At 53.3% G+C, this 26,714-nt stretch carries 19 protein-coding genes; 15 read left to right on the forward strand and 4 right to left on the reverse strand.

Annotated features, from left to right (window positions below):
- Positions 1 to 8 precede the first annotated feature (8 nt).
- A complete protein-coding gene (locus EKM85_RS01005) occupies positions 9 to 1,832 on the reverse strand; it encodes a monovalent cation:proton antiporter family protein (RefSeq protein WP_125584411.1) in 1,824 nt (607 codons plus the stop codon).
- A gap of 215 nt (positions 1,833 to 2,047) precedes the next feature.
- Between EKM85_RS01005 and helD the strand changes: the two genes are divergently transcribed.
- The 3 genes from helD to EKM85_RS01020 all read left to right on the forward strand — a co-directional run bounded on the left by helD (position 2,048) and on the right by EKM85_RS01020 (position 6,018).
- Positions 2,048 to 4,336: an RNA polymerase recycling motor HelD gene (gene helD, locus EKM85_RS01010; RefSeq protein ID WP_191987286.1), complete on the forward strand. Its 2,289-nt coding sequence runs from the start codon at positions 2,048 to 2,050 to the stop codon at positions 4,334 to 4,336.
- Between the two features lie 15 nt (positions 4,337 to 4,351).
- A complete protein-coding gene (locus EKM85_RS01015; RefSeq protein ID WP_164510621.1) occupies positions 4,352 to 4,813 on the forward strand; it encodes an acyl-CoA thioesterase in 462 nt (153 codons plus the stop codon).
- 176 nt (positions 4,814 to 4,989) lie between these two features.
- Positions 4,990 to 6,018 carry a branched-chain amino acid aminotransferase gene (locus EKM85_RS01020; protein ID WP_125584413.1) on the forward strand — a complete coding sequence of 343 codons (1,029 nt, stop codon included), beginning with the start codon at positions 4,990 to 4,992 and terminating at the stop codon, positions 6,016 to 6,018.
- A 59-nt stretch (positions 6,019 to 6,077) separates the two neighbouring features.
- Here the strand turns inward: EKM85_RS01020 and EKM85_RS01025 are convergent, their stop codons facing one another.
- From EKM85_RS01025 to EKM85_RS01035, 3 genes are all read right to left on the reverse strand, one after another.
- Entirely contained in the window at positions 6,078 to 7,094 is a 1,017-nt protein-coding gene (locus tag EKM85_RS01025) for an NAD(P)-dependent oxidoreductase (protein ID WP_125584414.1), read from the reverse strand.
- Between the two features lie 160 nt (positions 7,095 to 7,254).
- A complete protein-coding gene (locus EKM85_RS01030) occupies positions 7,255 to 8,241 on the reverse strand; it encodes a LacI family DNA-binding transcriptional regulator (protein ID WP_125584415.1) in 987 nt (328 codons plus the stop codon).
- Positions 8,242 to 8,258: 17 nt separating this feature from the next.
- Positions 8,259 to 9,692 (reverse strand): sucrose-6-phosphate hydrolase, encoded by a 1,434-nt coding sequence (locus tag EKM85_RS01035; protein WP_164510622.1) that lies wholly within the window; start codon positions 9,690 to 9,692, stop codon positions 8,259 to 8,261.
- Positions 9,693 to 9,847: 155 nt separating this feature from the next.
- On the opposite strand from EKM85_RS01035, the gene EKM85_RS01040 reads away from it, so the two are divergent.
- The 12 genes from EKM85_RS01040 to EKM85_RS01090 all read left to right on the forward strand — a co-directional run bounded on the left by EKM85_RS01040 (position 9,848) and on the right by EKM85_RS01090 (position 26,419).
- On the forward strand, positions 9,848 to 11,803 hold the full coding sequence (locus EKM85_RS01040; protein ID WP_125584417.1) for a sucrose-specific PTS transporter subunit IIBC: 1,956 nt from the start codon (positions 9,848 to 9,850) through the stop codon (positions 11,801 to 11,803).
- Between the two features lie 129 nt (positions 11,804 to 11,932).
- On the forward strand, positions 11,933 to 12,859 hold the full coding sequence (coaA, locus tag EKM85_RS01045; protein WP_125584418.1) for a type I pantothenate kinase: 927 nt from the start codon (positions 11,933 to 11,935) through the stop codon (positions 12,857 to 12,859).
- Between the two features lie 84 nt (positions 12,860 to 12,943).
- Positions 12,944 to 14,494 (forward strand): glutamine-hydrolyzing GMP synthase, encoded by a 1,551-nt coding sequence (gene guaA, locus EKM85_RS01050; RefSeq protein ID WP_125584419.1) that lies wholly within the window; start codon positions 12,944 to 12,946, stop codon positions 14,492 to 14,494.
- Between the two features lie 482 nt (positions 14,495 to 14,976).
- Positions 14,977 to 15,138: a hypothetical protein gene (locus EKM85_RS11410; RefSeq protein ID WP_164510623.1), complete on the forward strand. Its 162-nt coding sequence runs from the start codon at positions 14,977 to 14,979 to the stop codon at positions 15,136 to 15,138.
- A 57-nt stretch (positions 15,139 to 15,195) separates the two neighbouring features.
- On the forward strand, positions 15,196 to 15,480 hold the full coding sequence (locus tag EKM85_RS01055) for a helix-turn-helix domain-containing protein (protein ID WP_125584420.1): 285 nt from the start codon (positions 15,196 to 15,198) through the stop codon (positions 15,478 to 15,480).
- Positions 15,481 to 16,434: a reverse transcriptase family protein gene (locus tag EKM85_RS01060; RefSeq protein WP_125584421.1), complete on the forward strand. Its 954-nt coding sequence runs from the start codon at positions 15,481 to 15,483 to the stop codon at positions 16,432 to 16,434. It abuts the gene before it with no gap.
- A 70-nt stretch (positions 16,435 to 16,504) separates the two neighbouring features.
- Positions 16,505 to 20,902, forward strand: coding sequence for an Eco57I restriction-modification methylase domain-containing protein (locus tag EKM85_RS01065; protein WP_125584422.1), 4,398 nt, complete (start codon positions 16,505 to 16,507; stop codon positions 20,900 to 20,902).
- Positions 20,902 to 21,618 carry a DNA methyltransferase gene (locus EKM85_RS01070; protein ID WP_125584423.1) on the forward strand — a complete coding sequence of 239 codons (717 nt, stop codon included), beginning with the start codon at positions 20,902 to 20,904 and terminating at the stop codon, positions 21,616 to 21,618. Before EKM85_RS01065 ends, EKM85_RS01070 begins: the two co-directional genes overlap by 1 nt.
- A gap of 35 nt (positions 21,619 to 21,653) precedes the next feature.
- Entirely contained in the window at positions 21,654 to 23,150 is a 1,497-nt protein-coding gene (locus tag EKM85_RS01075) for a hypothetical protein (RefSeq protein ID WP_125584424.1), read from the forward strand.
- A gap of 437 nt (positions 23,151 to 23,587) precedes the next feature.
- Positions 23,588 to 24,868 (forward strand): replication initiation factor domain-containing protein, encoded by a 1,281-nt coding sequence (locus EKM85_RS01080; protein WP_125584425.1) that lies wholly within the window; start codon positions 23,588 to 23,590, stop codon positions 24,866 to 24,868.
- A gap of 77 nt (positions 24,869 to 24,945) precedes the next feature.
- Positions 24,946 to 25,152, forward strand: a complete 207-nt coding sequence (locus EKM85_RS01085) for a DUF3173 domain-containing protein (protein ID WP_033572650.1) — start codon at positions 24,946 to 24,948, stop codon at positions 25,150 to 25,152.
- Positions 25,145 to 26,419, forward strand: a complete 1,275-nt coding sequence (locus tag EKM85_RS01090) for a tyrosine-type recombinase/integrase (protein WP_125584426.1) — start codon at positions 25,145 to 25,147, stop codon at positions 26,417 to 26,419. Before EKM85_RS01085 ends, EKM85_RS01090 begins: the two co-directional genes overlap by 8 nt.
- Positions 26,420 to 26,714: the final 295 nt, after the last annotated feature.

Below are 26,714 nucleotides of genomic sequence, written 5' to 3' on the forward strand. Positions count from 1 at the left end.
CTTTCGGGTTAGTTGACCTTTTCAAATTCTGCCCGCATTCGGCCGATCTGCGCCTTGTCGCCAGAGAAAATGATGTGGTCACCCAGGTGCAGCTGGGTGTCGCCGTGCGGGGCGATGAAGTGGTCGCCGCGGAAAATCTGGCTGATGGTGATGTCGTTGACGTACGGCAGGTTCTTGACCTCCAGTCCGGCAAAGCGGCGATTGTTGACGACGATTTCGAAGATGCCCGCGGTGGTGTCCTGCAGGATCTTCAGCGTCGACGGCGTTTCGATCAGACTGCGCAACATTGCGATGTTGGTTTCAAAGGTATTGTAGACCTCAACGCCTTGCGCGGCCAGCTCGTCGTAGCGGCTGTCAGTGGCATTTTTAGCGTCGAAGCGGGCGATGATGCGCGGCACCTTGGCGGCCAGCGCGAGTTCGGCAACGGCAAAGTTCTTATCCTCATCGAAGTGGGCGAGGACGATGATGTCGGCGTCAAACACGCCGGCCTGCTGGAGCGTTGGCTCGGTCACGTCGGTCAGCAGGGTGACCGGCGCTTCGGAGTTGTAGGTCTTGAACTTGACCGGGTCGTCGGTGTACAGGCGGACCTCATACAGGCCGCGGGTCAGCTGCTGAACGATCGGCACGGTCATCAGGTTGGCACCGATGATGTGGACGCGCGTCTTTTTGATGTCGTCTTTTTCCGCGACGTAGAAGGTGTTGAACAGGATCGGGCTGGCGATGCAGGTGATGACTGCGGCCAGCGTGAAGGCGGCGCTTTGGGTGCTGGAGATGATGCCCAGACTCTTGCCGATCGACAGCGCCGGAATGACCAGCGTGATCGTGGTCGACGTCAACAGCATGCCGGCCAGCGCGTTGTGCTTGCGGAACCGCATCAAAAGTAGCGGCACCAGCAGCGCTTTGGCCGCGTAAAAGGCGATCAGCAGTACGGGAATCAAGGCCAGGCTGGCCGGGTCCTTGAACATGGCCGGCAGGTTCATATTCGCCCCGGTCATAATGAAGAAGATCGGGATGAAAAAGCCGTAGCCGATGCTGGTCAGCTTATCCTCAGTCTCCTCGCGTGGTTTGAGCAGTTTCATCACCATGCCGGCGAGAAACGCGCCCAGAATATTTTCGGCGCCGACGGACTCGGCCACGGTGACCAGCGTGACGATCAGGAAAAAGGCCAGCCGGATGTCCAGCTGCGTGGTGCTTTTATCGATGTCGGCGAACCACTGATACGGCTTGCGAAACCGGTGCAAAAGGAAGATGGCGGCCACAAAAATCAACAGTAGCAGCCACACGCTGCGCGAGGAGGTGCCGTTGAGGTTCTGGTAAACGGTCAGTGCGATCAGCGGCAACACTTCGCCCAGCGCCGCCAGCAGCAGGACAGTTTGGCCGAACGGTTTGCTCAGCAGCTCTTTTTCCTTCAGCGCAGCGATGACCACGCCCAGCGCCACCGTGGCGAAAATGATCGCGGCAAACACGATGTGGTGGTACAGCCCGAGCAAGTCGAGCACCCAGGCCGCAGCCAGTGCCATGAAGGCGATGCTGCCGTAGCTGAGAAAGGCCAGTGGGGCCACGCCAATTTTGCTGCCAGCCTGCTTTTGCGGCCGGAACAGGGAAAAGTCGATTTCCATCCCCGATAGAAAAATCAGGACGATGACGCCGAGGGTGCGCAGCTCCTCGAGCACGGGGTTGCTGGTCACCCAGCCCAGCAGGCTGTTGCCCAAAATGATGCCGACGATGATCTCCGCCACCGCGGTGGGCAGGCTGTGAATGTTGAACTTGGCCATGAGCAGCGGGGTGAGCAGCGCCGCAAACAAGACGACCAGAAGTGAAAGACTCTGCATGATTGGCCTCCAATTGCGTCCATTTGAGGTTATTTTACCGCAAGCGCTGCCGCTTTGCCCGGAAGCGTCAGGCGCTGACCCCGCCCCTTTACCCAGCCGGGCAGGGCGGGTAAACCCGCAAAGCGCGGGCAGTGCCGACCCGCGCTTTTCGTTGCGGCGGCGGGCTGCAAGTGGTATGATTGTTCAACGATTATTTTACTTAAGGGGGCCCTTGCGTGGCAGATCAGAAACAGCTCGAACAAGCGCATCTTGATACCACCATGAAGGAGTTGGCGGCGGCCGATCAGCGGCTAAGCGCCGAGGTTGAACGGACCAAAGCCGAAGAGACCAGTTTAAACAAGAACTTCTTTGCGGATACCAAGATCAATTTGACCAACGACGCGGAGACCATCGAAACGGCGGCGAGCATTCAGCAGCAACAGCAGCTGCTCGATGAGCGCAGCAACGCCTGGAAGCAGTCGACGCTGCAGCTCGCCACGGTGCGCCGGCTGCGGCACAATCCGTACTTTGCCCGGATCGATTTTCAGGAAGGCGAGGAGAAGCCGGAGACCATTTACATCGGCCTTGGCTCTTTTACCGATGCCGCCGGTAAGTTTTTGATCTACGATTGGCGCGCCCCGATTTCTTCTATCTACTACGATGGCGGGCTGGGCCACGTGACCTACCAGACGCCGGACGGGCCGCAGACCGTGGACGTGACGCTGAAGCGGCAGTTCGTGATCGCAGATGGCAAAATCGAGACCATGTTTGACACCACGGAAACCATTGGCGATCAGATGCTGCTGGAGGTGCTGAACGAGAAGTCGGACACCCAGATGAAGAGCATCGTCACCACGATTCAGCGCGAGCAGAATCAGATCATCCGTGACACCACGGCAGATCTGCTGTTCGTGCAGGGCGCCGCTGGTTCGGGGAAAACGTCCGCCGTGCTGCAGCGCGTGGCCTACCTGCTGTATCGCTACCGCGGCAACCTGTCTTCCAGCCAGGTGATTATGTTCTCGCCGAACCAGCTGTTCTCCGACTACATCGGCAACGTGCTGCCGGAGCTGGGCGAGCAGAACATGGTGCAGTTTACGTTCTACCAGTACGTGACCCGCCGCGTGCCGCGCACGCAGATCCAGGATCTGTTCTCGCAGTTTGAGGCGCGCCTGACTCCGGCGCAAAAGAAGATCCAGGCTCTGAAAGCCAGTTTGGCCTTTTTCCAGGCGACCAGCCGGTATGCGACTTCGCTTGAAAAAGGCGGCATGCGGTTCCGCGACATTCGCTTTCAAGATAAGGTGTTCATCTCGCGCAAGCGCATTGAGGACATTTTTTATTCCTACAACGAGAACTACCACCTGGGCAACCGGCTGGATGCAACCAAAAACCGGCTGATCTCCATGCTGAACCGCAAAGTGAAAACCGAGATGAAGGCCGACTGGGTCCAGGAGACGGTGCAGAACCTCTCGCAGGAGCAGTTGCGTGACCTTCAGCAGGACGGCCCCCAGGAGTTCAAGGACAGCGATAGCGAGTACGACTTTTTCGCGCGCAAGATCGTGATCGACGCGTTCGGCGCGATCCAGCAGGCGATCGTGCGCAACCACTTCCTGAACGTGCGCGGCCAGTACGTCAGCTTCTTGCGGGAGGTGCCGCACTTCCTGGACCTCAGCGAGTTTGATCTGACTGACTCAGAGTGGGCCGACGAGGTCGAGCGGTTTGTCGAGGCGTTCAAGGCCCGTCAGCTGGCGATGGTCGACGCGACGCCGTACCTCTACCTGTACGACCTGATGACCGGCCGCCACGGCGAGCGCGACATGCGTTACGTCTTCGTCGACGAGATTCAGGACTACACGCCGTACCAGCTGGCCTACTTGCAGCGCAGCTTCCCGAAAGCCAAGTTCACGCTGCTTGGTGATTTGAACCAGGCCATTTTCACCAAGGAAAACTCGCACTCGCTGATCGCCGACGTGTCCAAGTTGTTCGCTCCGGAAAAAACGCGGGTCGTGCAGCTGACCCGCTCGTACCGGTCGACGAAGCAAGTCACCGAGTTCACCAAGGCAATTTTGAAGGCGGGGCAAAAGATCGAGGCGTTCGACCGGCAGGGACCGCTGCCGGTGCTGTACGTGCGCCAGGACGAAGCGGCCCTGGTTGCGGCACTTCTTGATCAAATCAAAATCGACAACGCCGCTCAGCAAACCACGGCCATCATCGCCAAAACGCTGGAAGAGGCCGAAAAGCTCCATCACGCGTTGCTCAGCCAGGGCGTGAAGACCACGCTGATTCGCTCTGAGAACCAGCGGCTGGCCGCCGGGGTCATCGTCGTGCCGTCATACCTGGCCAAGGGGCTGGAGTTTGACGCGGTCGTGCTGTGGCAAGCCAATGAAGCGATGTTCCATCACGAAGACGAGCGCGAGCTGCTGTACACCATTGCCAGCCGGGCGATGCACCGCCTGACGATTTTTGCCAGCCCGGCCCTGTCGCCGCTGCTGGCCGATGTGCCGAGTGATCTCTACGAAACGAAGTGAACACTAGTAATGAAAATGTCTGAGACGTTATCGGTCACGACCCACCGGATTTTTGAGGGTCAAATGAACGAGCACGACAGCCTGTTCGGCGGGCAAACGCTGGAATGGCTGGACGAAACCGCCAGCATCTCCGCGCACCGCTTCGCCCGCAGCCACATGGTCACGGGCTCCCTGGACCGGATGGTGTACGTGAACCCGGTGCTGATCGGCCACGCGCTTACTTACGAAAGCTTCGTCACCGGCGCTGGCCACCGCTCGATCGAAGTGTTCACCCGGATGGTGGGTGAGGACCTGGACACGGGCGAGCAGTACCTGGCGGCGTGGAGCTTGATGACGTTTGTGGTGGCCAAGGGCACACAATTGCCGCCAATCGCAGCCGATACGCCGCTGGGCGCACAGCTGCAGGCTGGTTACGCCGCCCGCACCGCCGCCAACAAGGCCGCCCGCGCAGCCATGCCTGAGATCCCGATCGATTAACGACGTGGCAGCGTCTGTTGTTCACGCGCCAATGACCTAAGCCTTTTTGCGGCTTAGGTTTTTTTGCGGAAAAGTGCGCCTTCATGTCAGCTTTGATGACAAGAGGCCTTGAGTCATCGCGGCATATCGGCTAAGATGCACACGGATGTTGTCGGGTCAAAAAAGGGAGGACTAACGTGACTGTATCGATCGATTGGAACGCGCTGGGCTTTAATTACATGGAGTTGCCGCATCGCTACGAGGCCCATTACCGCAATGGGGCTTGGGACAAGGGCGGTTTGGTTGAAGGCAACGTGCTGACGCTGAATGTCGGCAGCCCCGCGCTGCATTACGGTCAGTCCGCGTTTGAAGGGATGAAGGCGTACCGCACGAAAAGTGGCACCATTCAGCTTTTCCGGCCGGAACTGAACGCCAACCGGCTGCATGATTCAGCAGAAAAACTGCTGATGCCGCCGCTTTCGGTCGCGCAGTTTCTGGACGCGGCCATGCAGGTCGTTGCGGCCAACGCGGATTACGTCCCGCCATATGGCACCGGGGCAACGCTGTATCTGCGGCCGCTACTGCTTGGTGTCGGCCCAAACATCGGGGTGGCGCCGGCCAAGGAATACCTGTTCACGATCTTTGCCATGCCAGTGGGGGCGTATTACAAAGGCGGCATGGTGCCAACTAAGTTCATGGTGGCCGATCACGCCGACCGTGCCGCCCATTACGGCACGGGTCAAAGCAAGGTCGGCGGCAACTACGCCGCTAGTTTGCAGGCCGGGAGGTACGCCCACGAGCACGGTTTCGGGGATGCGATTTACTTGGACCCGATTCAGCACCGCTACATTGAAGAGGTCGGCAGCGCCAATTTCTTTGGCATCACCAAGGATGAAAAACGGTTCCTGACGCCCCAGTCGCCGTCGATCCTACCAAGTATCACGCGGCGGTCGCTGCTGACGCTGGCTCGGGATCGGTTCGGTCTGGACGCCGAGGAGACCCAGATTCCCATTGATCGTTTGGATCAATTTGGCGAGGCCGGTGCGTGCGGCACGGCGGCCGTGATCACCCCGATCGCCAGCATCACCTACAACGGCGAGGTGCATCAATTCGGCGCCGGCGGCATCGGGCCAATGACGCAGAAGCTGTACGATGAGCTGACAGGCATTCAGTTCGGCGACGTTGCAGCTTCGGCGGGTTGGATCGTCCCGGTGCCAGTAGACTAACGCAAAAAAGCAGCGGGGCCTCACCGTCACGGGGGGCGCGCTGCTTTTTTGCATCCTAGTCACTCTGCTTGCTGCATCCCGGCTTCCGGGTAGACTTCGCAGTCGCTGGCTTGCCGCTCGGTCAAGTCATGCAGCGCCTGCAGCGCGGTGTCCACCATGTTGCGGACCGCCGTTTCGGTGTAGTAGGCGATGTGCGGGGATAAAATGACGTTGGGCATCGCCAGCAGGGTCTGCCACTGCGGGTCGGTGAAGTGCCCGGCAGCCTCGAGGGCGAGCAGGTCCGCGGTTTCGTGTTCGAACGTGTCGATCCCCACGCCGCCGAGGTGGCCGGACTGCAGGGCGGCGATCACTGCCGTCGTGGCGACCAGGTTCGGCCGGCCGGTGTTGATCAGCAGGCTGCCAGGCTTCATTCGTGCGATGGCGGCCGCGTCGATCAGGTGCGTGTTCTCCGGGGTACCAGGGACGTGCAGGGTGACGATGTCGCTGCGGCGGAGCAGTGCTTGAAACGACACCGGCTCAAACTGTAGCCGCGGCTCGGTTGAAGGGTGCGGGTCGAACGCTAAGACCGTGGCGCCGAGGCCGTTCAGACTGGCGATTAGGCTGCTCCCAATGCGGCCGGTGCCAATGACGCCGACGGTTGAGGTGCGCAGCTCGCGGCCAATGTGGGTCGTCGCCTGCTGGTAGCAATCTGCGTGCAAGTCGCGCTGCACACGTCCAGTTTGGCGCAGCAGGTAAAGCATGTCCGCCAGGGCAAACTCGGCGATGGCGCTGGGTGAATAGGCCGGGACGTTCGTGACGCGGACTCCGTAATGCGCGGCGGCCGCGAAATCGACGTTATCGGTGCCGGTGTTGCGCAGGGCCAGCGCCTTGATGCCCAACTGGCTCATGCGGTTAAAAACGCCGGCTTCGTAAGGCACGGTTTGAAAGCTGGTGATGCCGGTGCTGCCTGCCGCTTGGGCCACTGTTTCAGGCGTCAGCAGCGCGGTGGTTTGCACCAAGTGATCGCCCCGCTGCCGGGTCCATCGTTCGAGGTGCTGGCGCTCGTCCGGCCGCACTCCGAAGGCGGTAATTTTCATGAGGAAAAACTTCCTTCCGGGTTGGGATAGAAACCTCAGTGTAGCAGGGCCTGATCAAAAAATGAAAGCGGCTTCAGAGAGGCTTAGCAAAATCTTTGAACATCTTTATGCACAAAAGGGTTCACGGCGCCGCCGACTCAGCGCTGTGAACCCTTTTTTTCTAATCGCCAAGCAGCGTGGTGCCGGCATGCAGCTCGATGGGCAAAATGTACTGCGGGTCCAGCTTCACGGCTTCGTCTTCGATGCGGCTCATCAGCAGCTCAATCATCAACTTACTCAGGGCCGGGATCGGTTGCACAATGGTCGCAAGGCCGGGATGCGTGGCGCGGACAGCGGCCGTGCCATCATAACCGACGATCTTGAGGTCACCAGGAATACTGAGACCCATGCCGCGGGCAATCTCTTCGACCATCAGGGCGGTCAGATCATCGGTGGCAAATACAGCTTCCGGCCGCTGCTCCTGGAGCAGCTGGCGCAACCTGGCCCATTTAAGCGGGGCGGCCATGCTGAAGGGGAGTTCAAGCAGGTGGGTAGGCAGCTGGTTTTGGGTCATCACCTCGCGGTAGCCGCGCAGGCGCTCATTGGTCGGGCTGAGCGGACGGTTGGCGCCGGTCACGATCCAAATGGCTTGCGCGCCGGCCTTGACGAGGGCGTTGGTGGCTAGCCGGCCGCCTTCAAAGTTGTCCGAGGACACAATGGGGATGGTGGCCCCGAGGTGGCGGTCAAAAGAGATCACCGGAGCGGCGATTTCCTCGTACTCTTTGATGGTCAGATTGTGCGTCCCGGTGATGATGCCGTCGACCTGATTGGCTAGTAGCATCCTGACGTACGCGGCCTCTTTGGCGGCATTGTTGGCCGAGTTGCAAAGGATCACGCGGTAGTCCTGAGCGAACAGCTGATTTTCGAGGCTTTGCACCAGGTCACCGAAGAAGGGATTGCTGACGCCGGGAAAGATCAGGCCGATCAGTTTGGTGCGCTTGCCCTGCAAGGAGCGCGCCAGCGAGTTCGGCTGGTAATTCAGCGTCTTCATGGCTGCGTGCACCTTGTTGCGAGTCTTGGTGGAGATCGCACCATAGTCATTGATCACGCGTGAGACGGTGGTGATGGACACGCCGGCCAGGGCCGCGACGTCCGCTAATTTTGCCATTGTCATGCTCCTTTCGCCTAAAACGCTAGCCGCTGGCCACTGATATTGGCCCCCAGTGCGGCATCACAGGAGAGTCGCCAGTGTGTCGGATCGCGGGGAAAAATCCGGCCGGACGCAAAGGCCTGGCCGCAGTCCACCGCAAGCTCAAAGCTGGAGTGGTCGAGCCACAGCGTGAACGTATGGGGACCGGGATCCAAGTGCAGGGTCCGCGTCGCCTTGGCGTCCTCGGCAAACGGGACCCCAGCTTGGCTGCGATCGATCATCAGGGTGTTGGCGGTGCCATCGACCACCAGCGTCAGGCCTTCTTGTGCGTTGCCCAGCCTAATGCGGCCCGAGCGTGTCGCCGGGATGCTAATGGTGAGCTTTTCCTGTAGGTTCAGTTTATCACGCAGCGGCGCAAAAGGGGCCCCCACCAGCGGGGCGTCAAGTGGCGTTTGTGTCAGGCGCCCGTTTTGGATGTGCAGCCTGCGCACGAGGCTGTAGCAGCCCTGCCAGCCTTCCTGGTCGCTAGGATAGGTCACATCTGGCAGGCCCATCCAGCTGACAACGAGGCTTTCGCGCCGCGGGCCGCGGGCGACCTGGGCGGCGTAGTTGTCAAAGCCACCATCGAGCAGTTGAAGCGGGCCCGGAGCGATCAACGCCGCGCGCTGCCAGTCGATGCCAGCGGCGATGACGAACGTATTCGGGTAGCGGTTGGGGTAGGGGCAAACCGCTTGATCCATCCCCTGGGGGCAAAAGAGCAAGACCACCTTGCCGTCGACCAAGGTGAGGTTGGGGCATTCGATCATGTACCCCAGCGTGGTGCGACCGAAATCCAGCGGCCCAATCAGCCGCCATGGGCCAGTCGGCGCGGGCGCTTTGTACACCAGGATCTGCCCCTTGCGGTCTGTGCGCTGTGCGCCGATCAGGGCAAAGTAGGCCCCGGCGTGCTTGAGCACCTGCGGGTCGCGGAAGTGGGCGGTGTAGCCAGACGGTGGCGCCGCGATCAATGGTGCAGGCAACTCGGTGATGCGGCCATTTTTCGTCATCCACGCCCCCAGCTGGGTGCTTTTGCGCCCGCCGGCTGGGGTCCGGACGTTGCCGGTGTACATGAGAAATAGCCGGTCCTTGACTGGTAGCGCCGAGCCCGAGTAGACACCATGCGTGGTGTACGGGGCATGCGGGGTGAGGGCGGTGCCCAAGTCTGACCAGTGGTTCAAATCGGCGCTGGTCAGGTGGCCCCAGGACTTGAGCCCGTGCACCGGACCGAACGGAAACTGCTGCTTGAACAGGTGCCACTGATGGTTAAAGTAGGCAAAGCCGTTGGGGTCGTTGATCAGCCCGCTGGTGGGCTGAATGTGGTAGCCCTGATGCCATGCCGACTGGCGCTGCTGTTTCTGCAAGCCGGCGAGGTAGGCGGGCGAGTAGCTCTGATAAGGGGCGTACCGCTGTGCCTGATCCCATTTGATCACGTGATTACCTCCTGAATTGTTAAACGCTAACAGTTATATTTTAACACAGAATGAAAGGCCATCCGCGCAAAATGATAAACGTTTGACAATTATTTCGGAGACGCTTACACTTAATTTGAGCTCACCAAACAAGCAATAGAAACGGGGGAATTATCATGGATCATCGACAAGCGGCCAAAGACATTCTGGCTCAGGTTGGCGAACATAATATTGCGGCTGCCGCGCACTGTGCGACCCGCTTGCGGCTCGTGGTCAAAGACGAGCACAAGATCGACCAAAAGGCCCTGGATGCCAATCCGGCCGTCAAGGGGACGTTCAGAGTCAATGGCCAGTACCAGATCATTATTGGACCAGGGGATGTGGACAAGGTTTACGCTGAGCTGATCAAGCTCACTGGCCTCAAGGAGGCCACACCGGATGATTTGAAGACCGTCGCGGCCAGCGGAAAGAAAGATAACCCGCTAATGGCGCTAGTCAAAGTGCTTTCCGACATTTTTGTGCCACTGATCCCGGCGTTGGTGGCCGGTGGGCTGCTGATGGCCCTTAACAACGTGCTGACCTCGCCGGGCTTGTTCGGGGTCAAGTCGCTGGTCGACATGTATCCCGGCATCAGTGGCATTGCGGGGATGGTCAACACCTTTGCCTCAGCACCGTTCGCCTTTCTGCCGATCCTGCTCGGCTTTTCGGCCGCGCGGCGGTTCGGCGGCAACGCCTTCCTGGGCGCGACAATGGGCATGATCATGGTGATGCCCTCCCTGGTCAACGGTTATGACGTGGCCAACGCCCTGGCGACGGGCAAGATGACGTACTGGAACATTTTCGGCTGGAACATTGCCGAAGCCGGCTACCAAGGCCAAGTCCTGCCTGTGCTGGTGGCGGTACTGATCCTGGCGACGGTTGAAAAGTGGTTGCACGGTAAGATGCCCGCGACCCTGGACTTCATCTTTACGCCGATGATCAGCATCATCTTTACGGCGTTCATCACCGTCGCTTTCGTCGGGCCGGTCCTGCGTTTGGTCGGGGATGGGCTGACCAACGGTCTGGTCGCGCTGTACGATGCCTCCGGGTTTGTGGGTTCGACGATCTTCGGGCTGGTGTACTCACCGATCGTTATCACGGGGCTGCATCAGAGTTTCCCGGCGATCGAGACGCAGCTGCTGGCCGACATTGCCAAAACTGGCGGGGACTTCTTCTTCCCCATCGCCTCCATGGCCAATGCCGCGCAGGGTGCAGCGTGCCTGGCGATTTTCTTCCTGACTAAGGATAAGAAGGAAAAAGGGCTCGCTTCGTCCTCAGGCGTTTCCGCCTTGCTGGGGATCACTGAGCCGGCGATCTTCGGGGTCAACTTGAAGAAACGCTACCCGTTCTTCATTGCCCTGATTGGCAGTGCCGTGGGCTGCTTCATCGTCGGGTTGTTCGGCATTCGCTCCAGCGCGCTTGGGGCGGCCGGTTTGATCGGTTTTATCTCGTTTCCGGTGAAGTATTACGCGCCATTTTTCCTGGCGATCGCCCTGAGTATCGTGGTGGCCTTCACGGGCACCTTCCTGTACGGCAAGCGGGTGATGGCGAAGACGCCTGACGATTCTGCTGCCGCAGCGGACGCCCCGGTGGCTTCGGCCATTGGCGATGAGGTGATCGCCGCGCCGGTCTCCGGCACCCCGATCAGCCTCAAGGCGGTGAACGATCAGGTTTTCGCGACGCAGATGATGGGCAAGGGCGCCGCCATCGTGCCGACTGACGACACGATTTATGCGCCAGTCGCCGGCACCATCACGGTTGCTTACCCAACGATGCACGCGTACGGGATCAAAGCGGACAACGGGGCAGAGGTGCTGATCCACCTCGGGATCGATACCGTCAAGCTAGGTGGCCAGTACTTCACGACTGCCGTCACCCAAGGCCAGCACGTCCAACTGGGCGATGTGCTTGGGACGGCGGACATTGCCGCCATCAAAGCGGCAGGCTATGACCCGACGGTGATGGTCGTCGTGACGAACACCCCGGCCTTTGGCGCCGTTAACCGCATCGACACTGATCAGGTGACCCATGCTCAGCCGCTTGTGGCCTTGACGCGGCCAACCGACGAGATGCCGGTCGCTGCCGCACTTTAAAGCACCCGCAAACCACCCGCAACCACCGGCCAGGCCGGCGCTTACGGGTGGTTTTGGTTTGTCGAAACGCTTTGGCAAGCGCGGGGGAAAGCGCTACACTAGAGAGTAAATCAGTATCAAGGAGCAGCTATGGAATCCGAAATGAACTACTACAAGTTCAGCCGCACGGAATGGGCGAACTTTCACGCGCATAATTTTGCCTCGGTCACCGATGATGAGCTGGCGCAGTTGCGCTCGCTGAACGATGTCATCAGCATGGACGATGTGAAGACGATTTACTCGCCGCTTCGCCACCTGATCCACATCCGCTACAAGGACTACCAAGACGACGAGCGCACGCTGGCCCAGTTTTTGAGCCTGCCGTACCACAGCCACCCGTTCATCATCGGGATCTGCGGCTCAGTGGCGGTGGGCAAAAGCACCACGGCCCGGTTGCTGCAGCTGCTGCTGTCGCGGGCCTATCCCGACCGCCGCATCCAAATGATCACCACCGACGGCTTTTTGTACGCGAACGCCGAACTGGAGAAGCGCGGCATTTTGGCGCGCAAGGGGTTCCCGGAAAGCTACGACATGGACCTGCTGATTCATTTTCTCAACAACGTCAAAAACAATACCGGGGTCGTGCGGGCGCCGAAGTACAGCCACCAGATCTACGACATCGTGCCCGGCGAGCAGGAGGTCATCGACCATCCGGACATCCTGATCGTCGAAGGTATCAATGTGCTCCAGCTACCGAGCCAGCAGCCGATTTACATCAGCGACTACTTCGACTTTTCCATTTACGTCGATGCCGATCCCAAGGACATCGAGCAGTGGTACCTGGAGCGGTTCGGGATGCTGCTGGACACGGCGTTCACCGACCCGACCAACTACTATTACCAGTACGCGATCGGCAACCGCGCGGACGCGTTCGCCATGGCCAAGCAGGTGTGGCAAGACGTCAATTTGAAGAACCTGAACGAGTACATCCTGCCGACCAAGAGCCGCGCCGACGTGATCTTGCACAAAACGGCGAACCATCTGATCGATCAGGTCGAGCTGCGCAAGTTCAACTGATGAGGCTTTTCTCATCGAGAATTGACCGGCACCAGTTTTTTCCGTATAGTAGTAACAATTCAACACAAGGGAGTGTGGGCACACTTGGCAAACCAGAGCCAGGACTACGACAAGATTATCGTCCTCGATTATGGCAGTCAGTACAATCAGTTGATCACGCGGCGCATCCGTGAATTCGGCGTTTATTCCGAGCTCAAACCGCATACGATCACGGCAGAAGAAGTACGCAAAATCGCGCCAAAAGGGATCATTTTTTCCGGCGGGCCAAACTCGGTGTACGATGATGGCGCGCTTGGCGTGGACGACGAGATCTTTAACCTGGGGATCCCGATCCTGGGCGTCTGCTACGGCATGCAGCTGATGGCCCAGCGACTTGGCGGCGACGTGGAACCGGCGGCCGACCGCGAATACGGCAAGACGGACATCACCGTCACCGACCAGGCGGCCAAGTTGTTCCAGGACCTGCCGACGACGCAGACCGTATGGATGAGCCACGGCGACTTGGTGCAAAAGGCGCCGGCCGGCTTCCGCGTGACGGCAACGTCCCAGAACTGCCCGATCTCCGCGATGGACGACGATGCCCGCAAATTTTACGGGATTCAGTTCCACGCCGAGGTGCAAAACACCCGGTACGGCCACGAGATCCTGCACCATTTTGCCTTCGACGTCTGCGGCGCGCAGGCCAACTGGAACATGGGTGACTTCATCGATGACCAGATCAAGGCCATCCGCGCCGAAGTCGGCGATAAGCAAGTCCTGCTCGGCCTGTCCGGCGGCGTGGACAGCTCGGTCGTCGCAGCGCTGCTCAACAAGGCGATCGGCGACCAGCTGACCTGCATCTTTGTTGACCACGGCCTGCTGCGCAAGAACGAAGCGGACCAGGTCATGGTCAGCCTGAACGGCCGCTTGGGCGTCAAGATCATCAAGGTCAACGCGGCGGACCGGTTCTTGGGCGACCTTAAAGGGGTCACCGATCCGGAGCAAAAGCGCAAGATCATCGGCCGCGACTTCATCGAGGTCTTCAATGATGAAGCCCGCAAGCTGCATGGGATCGAATACCTGGCCCAGGGTACGTTGTACACCGACGTGGTCGAGTCCGGCACCGATACCGCGCAGACCATCAAGTCGCACCACAACGTCGGCGGCCTGCCGAAGGACCTTCAGTTTAAGCTGATCGAGCCCTTGAACAAGCTGTTCAAGGACGAGGCCCGCGAACTGGGTGAACGCCTGGGCTTGCCGCATGACCTCGTTTGGCGCCAGCCGTTCCCTGGCCCCGGCCTGGGCATCCGGGTCCTTGGTGAGGTCACCAAGGATAAGCTGGAGATCGTCCGCGAATCCGACTGGGTCCTGCGCGATGAGATCGCCAAGGCCGGGCTGCAGGAGAAAATCTGGCAGTACTTCACCGTCCTGCCAGGCTTCCGTTCAGTCGGCGTGATGGGGGATGGCCGCACCTACGACTACACCATCGCGATCCGCGCCATCACGTCCATCGACGGCATGACCGCCGACTTCGCCCGCATCGATTGGGATGTGCTGCAGAAAATTTCTGCGCGCATCGTCAACGAGGTCGGCCACGTCAACCGCGTCGTGTACGACATCACGAGCAAGCCGCCCGCAACCGTGGAGTGGGAATAAAAGGTACATGTAAATTGAACCCGGAATGTTGATTTAACGGCATTTTCGGAAGATACAATGGATACGATTGGTGGGGAATATGTTACGTTCCCCGCCAAAATCCCCGCCAAGTTTGGGCCGAATGAGGGCTGGACTGGCGGGGATTTTTGTGATTTTACGACACTACCCAGGTGTTAAAAAAATATGAGTTAAAATAAATTCGCTGACAGCTGAAATAAGTTTGACTATATGGCAAAACGGCGTATACTGAGCTTATCAACTTATTGGTATTCCCTACTGCAAATGGAGCAGAACTTATGCTCGAGGACTCATTGATGGAGTCTATCCCTTGTCCGGACGCAGAGCCTGGACGTCGCCTGCCGGCGGCGCCCGGCCCTGAGCCCAAGGGGCGGGCTCAGGCCCGAAATTGCAGGGATCAGCTTCTCCAAAGACCAGACCTTTCTAAGGGGAGTCGCTAAAGCGGCTGGAAAGGAGAGTTGTCAATGATGACTCGTAAAGAAAAAAATAAGTTGCATTTGGAGAAGCGTGTTTCGAACCGCCGTGAGGCTAAAAAATGGGCAGTGTTTCTGATTCACACACTGGAGGTTATCTTAAGAGTGATTAACCTTTTCCATAAAATTGGTGCCAGCCTTGGCTGGTTTTAGCGGCGGGGAGGCGAAGCAGTCCCTGCTATTTTTTTACACGATGAAAGGAGAAATATCATGTATGGTCAGACTCTAAAGCAATTGCGGACGGTTTTTGGATACTCCGCAAAGGATATGAGCAAGGAGTTAGATCTCTCTGCAAGCTATTTGTCAGAAATAGAGAATGGCAAGAAGACGCCTTCTCTTCAGATTCTTGAGTCTTATGCGCGAGTTTTTAATATGAAGTTGTCGACAATTGTTCTTCTTACAGAAGAGCAGGATAAGCTCTCCGAAGAAGGAAAAGGTAAAATATTTGTCCGTCAGATGATGTTAAAAACCTTGGCAAAATATGGAGAAGTATAGATGAAGCCGAGCGAGTCACGAAAACGTTATAATCTCAATCAATGTGCATTGTATTGTTGCCGTTCAAAAAGCAAACTTTTCAAGCTTCTTGGTACTAATGCTCGTGAAATTCGCGATCTCACTAAAAATATGAATGAGCAGTACAGTATCTTTGACTTGGAGAAGAAAGGTGGAGGAACTCGGACTGTACATGGCCCTTCACCACTGCTAAAACGAATTCAAAAAACTCTATATAAGTATCTTAGAAAAGTCGAGAGACCAAGTTGGCTTATTTCGGGAGAACTGGGAAAGAGCGTAATTGATAATGTTCGTCCCCATCAATTTGCCGGTGACATGATAAAATTGGACATCAGTGGCTTTTTTGATAATTGTAAGAGGGAACCAGTTTTTCAATTTTTTCATACTATTTTGAGGCAACCTGGTGATGTTGCCAGCATATGTACAGAGTTATGTATGTTGAACGGTGCAATCGTTCAAGGATCTCCAACAAGTATGGTTATTGCGTTTTACGCTAATCGAAAAATGCTGGAGGAATTGCAGCAACTGGCCTCGGACTTTGGATTGGTATTTACTGTGTATGTCGACGATATTGCGTTTTCTTGTGCGGCTTCTTTTAATGAAGATGCACTGTTAAGTCGGGCGTGTCAGATTGTAAGGGCATATGGATTTCGCGTAAAAACCAAGAAGGTTCGAGAGTACCCTTTGGAAAAGCCTAAACTTCTAACAGGTATCGTAATTTCAAAGAAAAACACACTATCAGTGCCGAATCGAGTGAGGAGGACAATACTTGATTCGATGACTAGCTATCGAAAGATGGATGATAGCAATGAAAAAGAAAAGTTGAGGCAAAGCATGTTGGGAATGATTGCCTCTGCTCAGCAAATCGAACCGGGGATTTTCAATAGCATACGCGGACAACTATTAAGTGACCGGCGAAAGCAACTTGTGAGTTAGTGATGTATTTAAATCATGAGTGAAATCAATTTGGACAACGACAGATACCGATGTTGGTGGAGGGTAACTAATGAGTAGCAACTTTGATTTCTTGCAAGGCAACGAGGATAGTATGGGCTACTTCCGAGCTGCGAACTTCCTTGAACAGGAATACGCAATAGGAAACTATGCGTCCGAGCTGACCTCTGCGCGCAAGATTGCAGAGAATGTTGTCAAATTTATCCTAGATCAGAACTACATGGACAATGATGCGACGTTCGCGCAGAATCTCAAGACAGTGAAGTATCACCATCTGTTGAATCAGCAGTTGGTAGATTTGCTGTACGCAATCAAGCAGCCGGGTAATGAAGCGTCACACACACTTGAACAATATAACAAGCAAGACGGTGTTGCAGCACTGCAACAGGTGATTCAGTTAATGTACTGGTTCGCCAAAACATATTGTGACTATGAAGGTGAGATCCAGCCATTTGTTGAACCGGCTCAACGAAGTCTGTATACAACATCTGAGCGCCATATGATTTACTCACTTTCAGGGGACAATTCGGATGGCAACTGGCCACGTTATACCGGCCTTGAGAAGGTGGGCGAAACCACAGCCAGCCAGGATCTTGAGAAAGATTGGTCGCCGAACAGTGATTACCTTCGAAGTGAGGCACATCATCGGATTAGCCAATACATGAAGACTTCTGGTGTCCCATACAATCTTGATTGGGTCGAACTAGCGCACCGCAAAGTATCGGATACCTGGTTTGATGATCATGATGTTCACCGGGTCCTGTTAAAGTCGGGCTTTAAGCGTGACGCGGCGTTTGAGAAGCAAGGGGCAAAAGAGTGGTTTCAGGTTAGTGCCGATCAAGTGAAGCAGGCGATTGCCGCCGTCAAGAATGGTCGCGAGTCAATTGATGGGCCGGTTCAGGCAACGGGTAAGATTGAGCTACGTCCAGAACAGCAGGATGCAGTTGATAAAACGGCGAATACCTTCAAGACCAAGTATAAGATGCTTTGGAACGCGAAGATGCGGTTTGGCAAGACCCTGTCTGCACTGAAACTGATCAAAAAGGAGAACTATGCCAAAGTCCTGATTATGACGCACCGCCCTGTGGTAGCAGAGGGCTGGTTTGACGACTTCGAAAAAATCGGCATGCCTGAATCAGGATACAAGTATGGTTCTAAACGTGACCAAGATTTATCTCTGGAGGCACTACAACGTGAAGCGGAGAAATACGTCTACTTCGCAAGTATCCAGGATCTTCGTGGCTCCAAGGCTTTTGGCGGCACGGTTGCAGACAAGAACCAACTAGTGAAAGATACTCAATGGGACCTTGTCATCATCGACGAAGCCCATGAAGGAACACAGACAGATCTTGCCCAACAGGTAATCGATGGTGTTGTCACGCCGAAGTATACGCGGGTGCTGGAACTATCCGGGACACCGTTCAACTTACTCGATCAGTATGATGCGGATGAAGTCTATACATGGGACTATGTAATGGAGCAGCAGGCCAAGTATTCCTGGGACAGTGAGCATCCTAATGGTGAGCGCAATCCTTATGTCGGGTTACCGTCTGTTTCGATGTACACTTTCGAAATCAAGAATCGGTTCAAGAGTCCGGAATTTCTTGATGACGATAAGTCCTTCAACTTCCGTGAGTTCTTTAAGGTTGACGATGAGACCGGTAAGTTTGTCTATGCTGATAAGGTGAACAGATTTCTAGATAATATCTCAAGCCGTGATGAACGTTCCAACTATCCGTTCTCAACTTTGGAGTTCCGGAATAATTTACGCCACACCCTGTGGCTGATGCCGTCTGTGAAGTCGGCCAAGGCGATGAAGACGGCGCTAGAAAACCATCCAGTGTTTGGTTTCTATAAAATCGTGAATATCGTTGACAAGGATACAAGCGACAACGTGGTTACGGCTACCGATTCGGATTTGAAGCGGGTAAATGATGCCATTACGGATCACCCGGCCCGTACGCACACCATTACGTTGACTGTGCGCAAGATGACCACTGGTGTCACGATTAAGCCGTGGACAGGGGTACTATTCCTTTCGAATACCAATAGTGCCATGCAGTACTTGCAGGCTGCCTTTCGTGCGCAGACACCTTATGAAGATGAAGAGTTCGGTCGTAAGACGAACTGCTATATTTTTGACTTTGCACCGGACCGTGCTTTGAAAGTGATGGCAGCGTCTCGGCAGATGAGTACCGGTGTCGGGAAACTGCAAACCTCTGATCAGCGGGCAAAACTCGGTGAGCTGCTGAACTTCCTCCCAATTATCGGTGAAGAAGGTCAGGGTATGCAGGCGTATCAAGTTGATACGCTGTTGACGCAATTGAAGAAGGTCTATGCTGAAAAAGCGGTTCAGTCCGGCTTTGATGACGATTCTCTGTACAATGATGAGCTGTTGAAGCTAACCAATTCTGACCTGGAAATGTTCAACGATATCAAGGCGATTGTCGGCCAGAGTAAGGCTGAAAAGAAGCCGGATACGATTGACGTGAATCATCAGGGCTTAGATGATGAACAGTACGAAAAGGCTATTCAGGCAGAAAAAAAGCCGAAGAAGGAGCGTTCTGAAGAGGAACAGGCGGATATTGACCGTAAGAATGCGCTCAAGAAACAACGTAAATCGATGATTTCAGTCCTGCGTGGTATCTCAATTCGTATTCCGATGATGATTTACGGGATGGATATTGATATCGACCAGAACGTTGACATCAATAAGTTTGTGGATTTGGTTGATGCTCAATCTTGGTCGGAATTCATGCCGCAAGGGATTACCAAAGACAAGTTCCGTCAGATTTCCAAGTACTATGACCCCGAAGTGTTCATTGAAGCAGGACGCATAATTCGCCATCGCGTAAAGGAACTAGATCAGCTGGACCCGATTGAGCGAACTTTGCAGATTGCCGATGTTTTCAGTACCTTCAAGAACCCAGACAAGGAAACTGTGCTCACGCCGTGGCGAGTGGTTAATATGCAACTCGGTAAGACGATTGGTGGCTACTCCTTCTTTGATGATGCCTATCAGAACTCAACTAAGGATGGCAAACAGATTGCCGAATGGCGCACAACGGATCTCACTAATCAGATCTTCAGTAATGATGCTCATATTCTCGAAATAAACTCAAAGACTGGGCTGTACCCACTGTATGTGGCGACTTCACTGTATTACCAGGAATTTCAGAAGCTGAATGAAGTTACCGCGGGTAAGTTCTCTGCGCAAGACTTGGAAGATTTATGGGCCGATATTCTTGATCGGAATGTCTTTGCGGTAGCTAAAACGCCAATGGCAAAGACGATTGCTGAGCGCACGTTAACCGGTTATAAACACTACCAAACGCACATTGTGTATGTAGATGAAATTGTTGAAACAGCACGGCAAAGTATCGATGCTGGCGTGAAGAAGATTAAGGAGGCGTTCAAGTATATGAAGTTTGATGTAGTGATTGGGAACCCTCCATATCAAGAGCAGGCTGGAGGGACAAGCTCAAGTGACAAGCCGATTTACCACTTGTTCATGGATATGTCATATGAGCTTGCACCGAAGACAGTTCTTATCACACCAGCCAGATTCTTGTTTGGTGCAGGTGCCACGCCTAAAGATTGGAATGAGAAGATGCTTAGTGATAAGCATCTGAAAGTGATTTTGTACGAGCAAGACAGTAGCGCTGTTTTTCCGAGGACTGATATCAAAGGTGGAGTGGTGATTACTCTTCGAGATGAATCTCAGGATTTTGGAGCAATTGAAACGTTCACTGCTTATCCGGAGTTGCAGTCGATTCTTAAAAAAGTTAGTGGAAACGTTGATGTCACTGGCGATATTCGACAGATTATATACTCTCAAAACAAGCTTAATTTGGATGTGTTGTACAAAGAGTATCCTGATTCGAAGCAAGAAATTAGTAGCGGCGGGAGAGATCGGCGCTTGGAAAGTAATATCTTCTCAAAACTTCCGATTTTTCATGATTCCAAAAAAACGGATACCGATCTGAGCATTTTAGGCTTAATCTCAAATAAACGGTTATACAAGTACGTAGATCGAAAATACATTGATCAGGATAGTGAAAATCTATACAAATTTAAGGTGATGTTGCCTAAATCAAATGGGAGTGGATTCTTGGGAGAAGCCCTAAGCAGCCCGCTAATTGGAGGCCCAAATGTCGGTTATACTCGATCCTTCATTGGTATCGGCGCATTTGATAGCTTAGAAGAGGCGAAGAACGCACTTAAGTATGTGAAGACAAAATTTGTTCGAATCTTACTGGGAGTTCTTAAGATCACCCAGGATAATAATCCTGATAAGTGGGCAAAAGTCCCAATTCAAGATTTTTCAAATAACTCCGATATCGATTGGTCTGTTTCTGTGTCAAGTATCGACGAACAATTATTTAACAAGTATCAGTTTGAAGCTAATGAAATAGACTTTATTCAAAAAAGAGCTCAGGAGATGGACTAATGGTGCACGAACGACTAATTAAGTCTAGCCAGCGGGTAAAAGCTCATGGAGAAGTTTTCACGCCACATCGTATTGTAAATGAAATGTTAAATCAGCCGGAAATACAACCAGCTTTGCATTCACTCTCAGCCACATTTCTTGAACCTGCGGCAGGGGAAGGAGCGTTCTTAACCGAGATTCTCTCACGGAAACTGGAACTGGCAAGCCAGATGAGTAGCCATATAAAAGAGTTTGAGCAGAATGCATTGATAGCTTTGACTTCGCTGTATGGTATCGAATTGTTGGTGGATAATACTGAGCTCTTGGTTACGCATATGTATCGAGTGTTTTACCAAGAATACTTGCGGCAACTGAGAAAGTATAATGCGCCTGAGAATAAGAAGGCTGTAAAAAGTGCCTTGACGATTGTTAAGGCAAACATGGCCCAGGGAAACGCCCTGACTGGTAAGAACAAGAATGGTGATGATATTATCTTTAGCGAGTGGAATATGCTCCCTATGAAGCGAGGTATTCAAAAGGTTGAACGAATCGAGTATACGCTTGATGCAATAAAGACGGATGGGCCATCACTAGATGGACAGTATCAGAATCATGGCTCTGAGGAAATCTCTTTGTTTGAAATAGATGAAGACAAAGGTGTAAGTGTTAGCTACAGTTATTCGGTGGTGCCAATATTTGATGTATATCAAGAGTCAAAGATAATGATAGCGGATTGATTGGAGGGCAAATGAAAATAGTGGAGGATTGAAGTGTGAAAGATCTTCGAGAAATAGACAATCTATTGGGAGTTATCTTTGATTCGTCATCACTGGGGACGGTAGCAGGAATTTTTGTAGCTGTATTATTGCCAACAGTGATTCTACTACTTGAGACGGTACAATCGGATAGTTGGGATCGCGCAGTACTGATAAATAAGGTGATCAACTTGCGCCAAGTATTTATTAGCGTGTGTCTAATGGCTGTTCCAACCTTACTTTGGTCTGTGCCGTATCTAAAGTTGCTGCTACTGATATGCTATTTGTCCGGATTGGGAACAATGACGCGATTACTATGGATTTCCATAAGATGGCTGATGGACTGGACAGAGTCATCGCAGAATGGAATAAAGTATCGTCTTCGGCGACAAATGCTGACGGATAACAAGACTGACTCGCGAGAACGGATTAGAGTGTGGCAAAGATTCTTAGCTTCCATGAGTTTGCCTGCTGACAAACAAGTTAAAGGCTTTTCTGATGGGGCGCTCTTTTACGAAGTGTTTTTGAAAAACTACTTTGACATGCCATCTTACCGTGAGGAAATCCTCCAAATTACAACACGTTATCTTGAGACTGTTTTTTGCATGCCGAGAAGTAATGAACAGGAATTTGTAAATTTTGCATTTACAGAGTTCTTTCGTTGTGTTGATTCTGAATCAGAAGCGGCACTCTATTTTTACTGGATGGCCATCTTGGATAGCGAATTTATCCATGCACAGGAAGATGAGAGACGAGTGTCCTTTTTATTTCATGCCATTCGGAAGCAGACACCAAGAATCATTGATTCAAAATCTGAATTTAAACTTGAGCTTCTTTCATCCCGACTGTTTAATCTTCTGTTGAAACGAAATCGTGGAATTTTGGATGATCATTGGTTAAAGCAAACACCTTGGAAGATAGATTCTCGTCAGGTTTTGGAAAAGAATGTCGCGGGGCGCGCACAATCGCATTTGTTGAAACAGTTTTGGGAATACGTGACAAAAATAGACGAGTCTGATAGCTCTGGATCAGAGCTGAGAAATAATGGCATGAGACTAGATAATCTTATCGAAGTTATTTTTCGGCATGCTAATCCAATCGTAATCCGCCAGATTTATAGTTTATTTCGAATTCAAAATTTCCGTGAATTAGACCAGGACTGGAGTCAAGCAATTCTTGATAGCATTAATAGAGCACCAATATTTGGTTATTTCTCCAGCAGTCCTGCGATTTGGAGTGATAGCTATTCAATTTCATCAGAAGAATTTTTTCGCCGGGAGGAAGAAGATACTAGAGCCGAAAGTATTCGTATTTCAATCCTGTCATTGAGATCGTTACGGGCATCTGACACCGGATGGGTAATCCGAAAGGTGCGAGATTCGCTGTCAACGCTATCAATAAAATTTAACTCGATTACGAACAATTCAATAATCACCGCCAAGAGTATCCAAGGCTATGTTCGATTGCTGCAAATGGTTACGTACGAGGTATATAAAGAGCGTCAGTATGGGTAGAGTAGGCTATGACGTTAAACACATTTAATCAGTTTTATATTGAATCAACTTCAAAGATCTTCCTTGATTGTAAGGGAGATCTTTTATTGATTTGTGAGTTGTTACCGACTAATCATTGTTAAGAATGTGTAACAAAAAACGTTTCTGTTTCAAATCGCGTCCTACAAACCGTCTGTATATGGTGAGAGCGAAAGTTCTCACAGACCTTCCGGAAGGGTCTTGCAACGTATGCCGCCGTGCGCGGCGTGCAGCGCGAAAGCCGCTAGCGCGAGCGGCAGCGGTCGGCGTTAGCCGGCCGCCACAAGCCCCCGGTCTCTAATAGGGGGGCAAATATTAGAGACAAAATACACGTAAGTAGGACGAAAGCGCCGGTGGCAAGCCACTCTGCGCACGCAGAAAGGCGGCTTTGCTGTCAGGCTGCTTCGAAAGGAGCTAACATGCTGAAAGATTTGAACTTAGTCGGCGGAATGACGAATACCGACTGGCTAAACCAGTTTCATGATGAGATGCGCACGCATAAGATTACTCAAGGTCAATTAGCGAAGACGGCTGATTACAGTCGGTCGCATTTGAACCAGTTGCTGACAGGGAAGAATCCGATTAACAAGCAAGCGCGATTGCGGTTGACGTTGGCGCTGCGGTCACTGACCGGTCAGAACAACATTGACGTCTGTATTGATTATTTGGGTGTTACCTTCAAGTCGCACGACTATGAAGAACTTGTGACAGAGCTGTTCCAGATTAACCTGAATCACTTCAATCTCAAAGAAGGTGCGCGCTATGGTTACGCGGCAACTTTCAAATGTGGTGAAATCGACGTGTTGCTGTCGCCATATCAAGATGTGAATGCGAACGGTTATGATCCAAGCGAAGACAGCGGCACGATGATTGAGTTGAAAGGCCAAGGCTGCCGCTATGTTGAATCGTATTTGCGCCAACAGAACCGGACTTGGTACGACTTCTTGGAGACCTGCATTGCGCTTGACGGTCATTTCACCCGAGTTGACCTCGCCATCAATGATCGCAATGGCTTGCTTGACGTACCAACCTTGATTGAGAAGTGTGACCGTGATGAATTCACCTCACGTTTTCATGGTTTCCGAGATAATCGCACCAAGCAGTGGAAGGTATCGGGCAGAACCTTGTATCTGGGGTCGCCGCAAAGTGAAGTGTACTTCTGTATTTACGACAAGGCTTTTGAGCAACACCAGAAGCACCCTGAGATTGCGATTGAAGATCAGCCGATACGGACACGCTTTGAAGTCCGGTTACGTCGCAAACGCGCCGCTGCGGCAATTAAGAATTTGTTGGCAGAGCATGATCCAGAGAAAGTTGTGTTCGGCATCATCAACCGCTACCTGCGTTTTTTGACGCCGAGTCACAAAGCGAAGAGTCAGTGGGCGACAGATCCGCGCTGGGATGCTTTCATCGGCAATTATCGCGACAAGCTGCGACTTTCTAACAATCCTGAACCATTGAGTTACGCGCACATTACCCGTTGGCTCAAGAAGCAGGTCGCGCCGTCGCTGAAGATGTTGCAGCTGATTGATCAGTACAATGGCACTACTGAGCTGAAGGCGATTATTGACGGCGGCAAGTTGACGCAACGCCACTGGGACTTGATTCACCACTATCAGCATCACCGCAACGGCGTTTTGACGGATTCAGAACCGAGTGAGACATCAAAAAAGAGCGACTATGCCGACCAAAGCAAGTAGTCACCCTTCACAGATAAGATTTGGGTCCTATCTGGTTTGATTATCTCACTTCAATCAATGAGAAGGAAGTGACGTAATTGGATAAGAGTTTTGTCTGCTATCAAGATCTGATGGCATTAGGTTTTAAGCAGCACACCGCGCGCAATATTATTAGACAAGCGAAGCAAAGGATGGTACAAAAGGGTTATCCCTTGTATCTCAACCGAAACTTAGGGCGCGTGCCGCGTTCTGTCGTTGAGTCCATTCTCGGGTCACCGATGAATGGAGCTGTTGAGAATGAGTAAAACCAAATATCCAGGCGTATTCATAGACGCCAAAGGTAACTTCTACTATGAAACCGAGTTGGGCACCGATAAGATGAGTGGCAAGCGCGTCCGCAAGAAAGGGCGGAAGGACAGTCAAGGAATGCCATTCAACACTGCGTTTGCGGCGAACAAGGAACTTACGCGGGTAAAGCGTGAATATCATGAGGCGCATGGGTTTACGAACTTTCGCATGACCTACCGCCAGTTCATGAAAGACGCGTATATCCCAGCGTACAAAACCGACGTGGAGGAAAGCACCTTCGCTGTCCGTAATCGCAGCTTTGATATCTGTATCGCCCGCTTTGGCGACCAGCTGTTGCGCGATATCGATATCACCGACGTGCAGAACTTCCGCACGTGGCTGCTCACGGATGAAAAAGACGGCGGTGCGGGCTACTCGCAAGGCTATGCTGGTTTGGTGTTCGGCTGCTTCCGCAAGTCCCTTGACCATGCGGTGCAGATGCAGTACCTGTCCAGCAATGTGTCGAAGCGGGTCAAGGCGATTCCTAAGGCCAAAAGCAGCGTGCCGTTCTGGACGAAAGCTGAGTTTGAACAAGTCATCGCGCAAATCTGCATTGATGACATTTACGGTCACCTGAACTTCGTGATGTTGTGGCTGTACTTCCTGACTGGCGTGCGCGTCAACGAAGGCACGGCGCTGTGGTGGCGAGATGTTGATCTCGCCAAGAAGCAGCTACACGTTGACCACATGCTGGTGATGAAGAACCGGCATGACTGGGAGCGCCACGACTACACGAAGACAGACAGCGGCAAGCGCATCTTGACGCTTGATGATGACACCGTGGCAATTCTACGGCGCTGGCGCGAGGTGCAGCATAGTTTCGGTCTGGGTGGGGTAGATGATTTCGTCATGACCTACGATGGCTTGCCGATGACCAAGTCCACGATCTCGAGGATTATCCACCGCTACGCCAAGTTGGCGCAGGTGCATCCAGTCGAAGGCAAAGGGCTGCGCCACAGTCACGCGTCGTATCTCATCAATGAGTTCAACGTCTCGGTGCTGGTGTTGTCTAAGCGCTTAGGCCACTCGTCACCTGAAATCACGCTGAAGCACTACTCGCACTTGTGGGGCGGGCTAGATGCAGAGATCGCGGAACAGATTGCGGGTAATATCACGATCAAGACAGCGGGTCAGAATCAGGTGCGGTTCGTGGGGAATCAGGCGGTGAAGTACGACCAACTAAGCCCCGCCAGACTCCCCGCCAAAACGGCAGCTGAGGCGTAGAAAGTCTGTAGTGACGCGGGTTGGCGCCGCTGAAGATACGCTCGAGTGGGAATAAAAAGTACATAAAAGTACATATAAGTTGAAACCGAAGCGTCGATTTAACGGCATTTTCGGGAGATACAAAGGATACGATTGGCGGGAACATGTTATGCTCCTCGTCAAAATCCCCGCCAAACTTGGGCCGATTGAGGGCTAAGTTAGCGGGGATCTTTTATTGTGACGAATTGTCAAATCAAGTGCAACTTTTTACCTAGGTAGACTTCAGCTGGTGTCTTCCAGCCCAAGACCTTGCGTG

The sequence above is a fragment of the Lacticaseibacillus jixianensis genome (assembly GCF_003946485.1).
GTDB classification, from domain to species: Bacteria; Bacillota; Bacilli; order Lactobacillales; family Lactobacillaceae; genus Lacticaseibacillus; species Lacticaseibacillus jixianensis.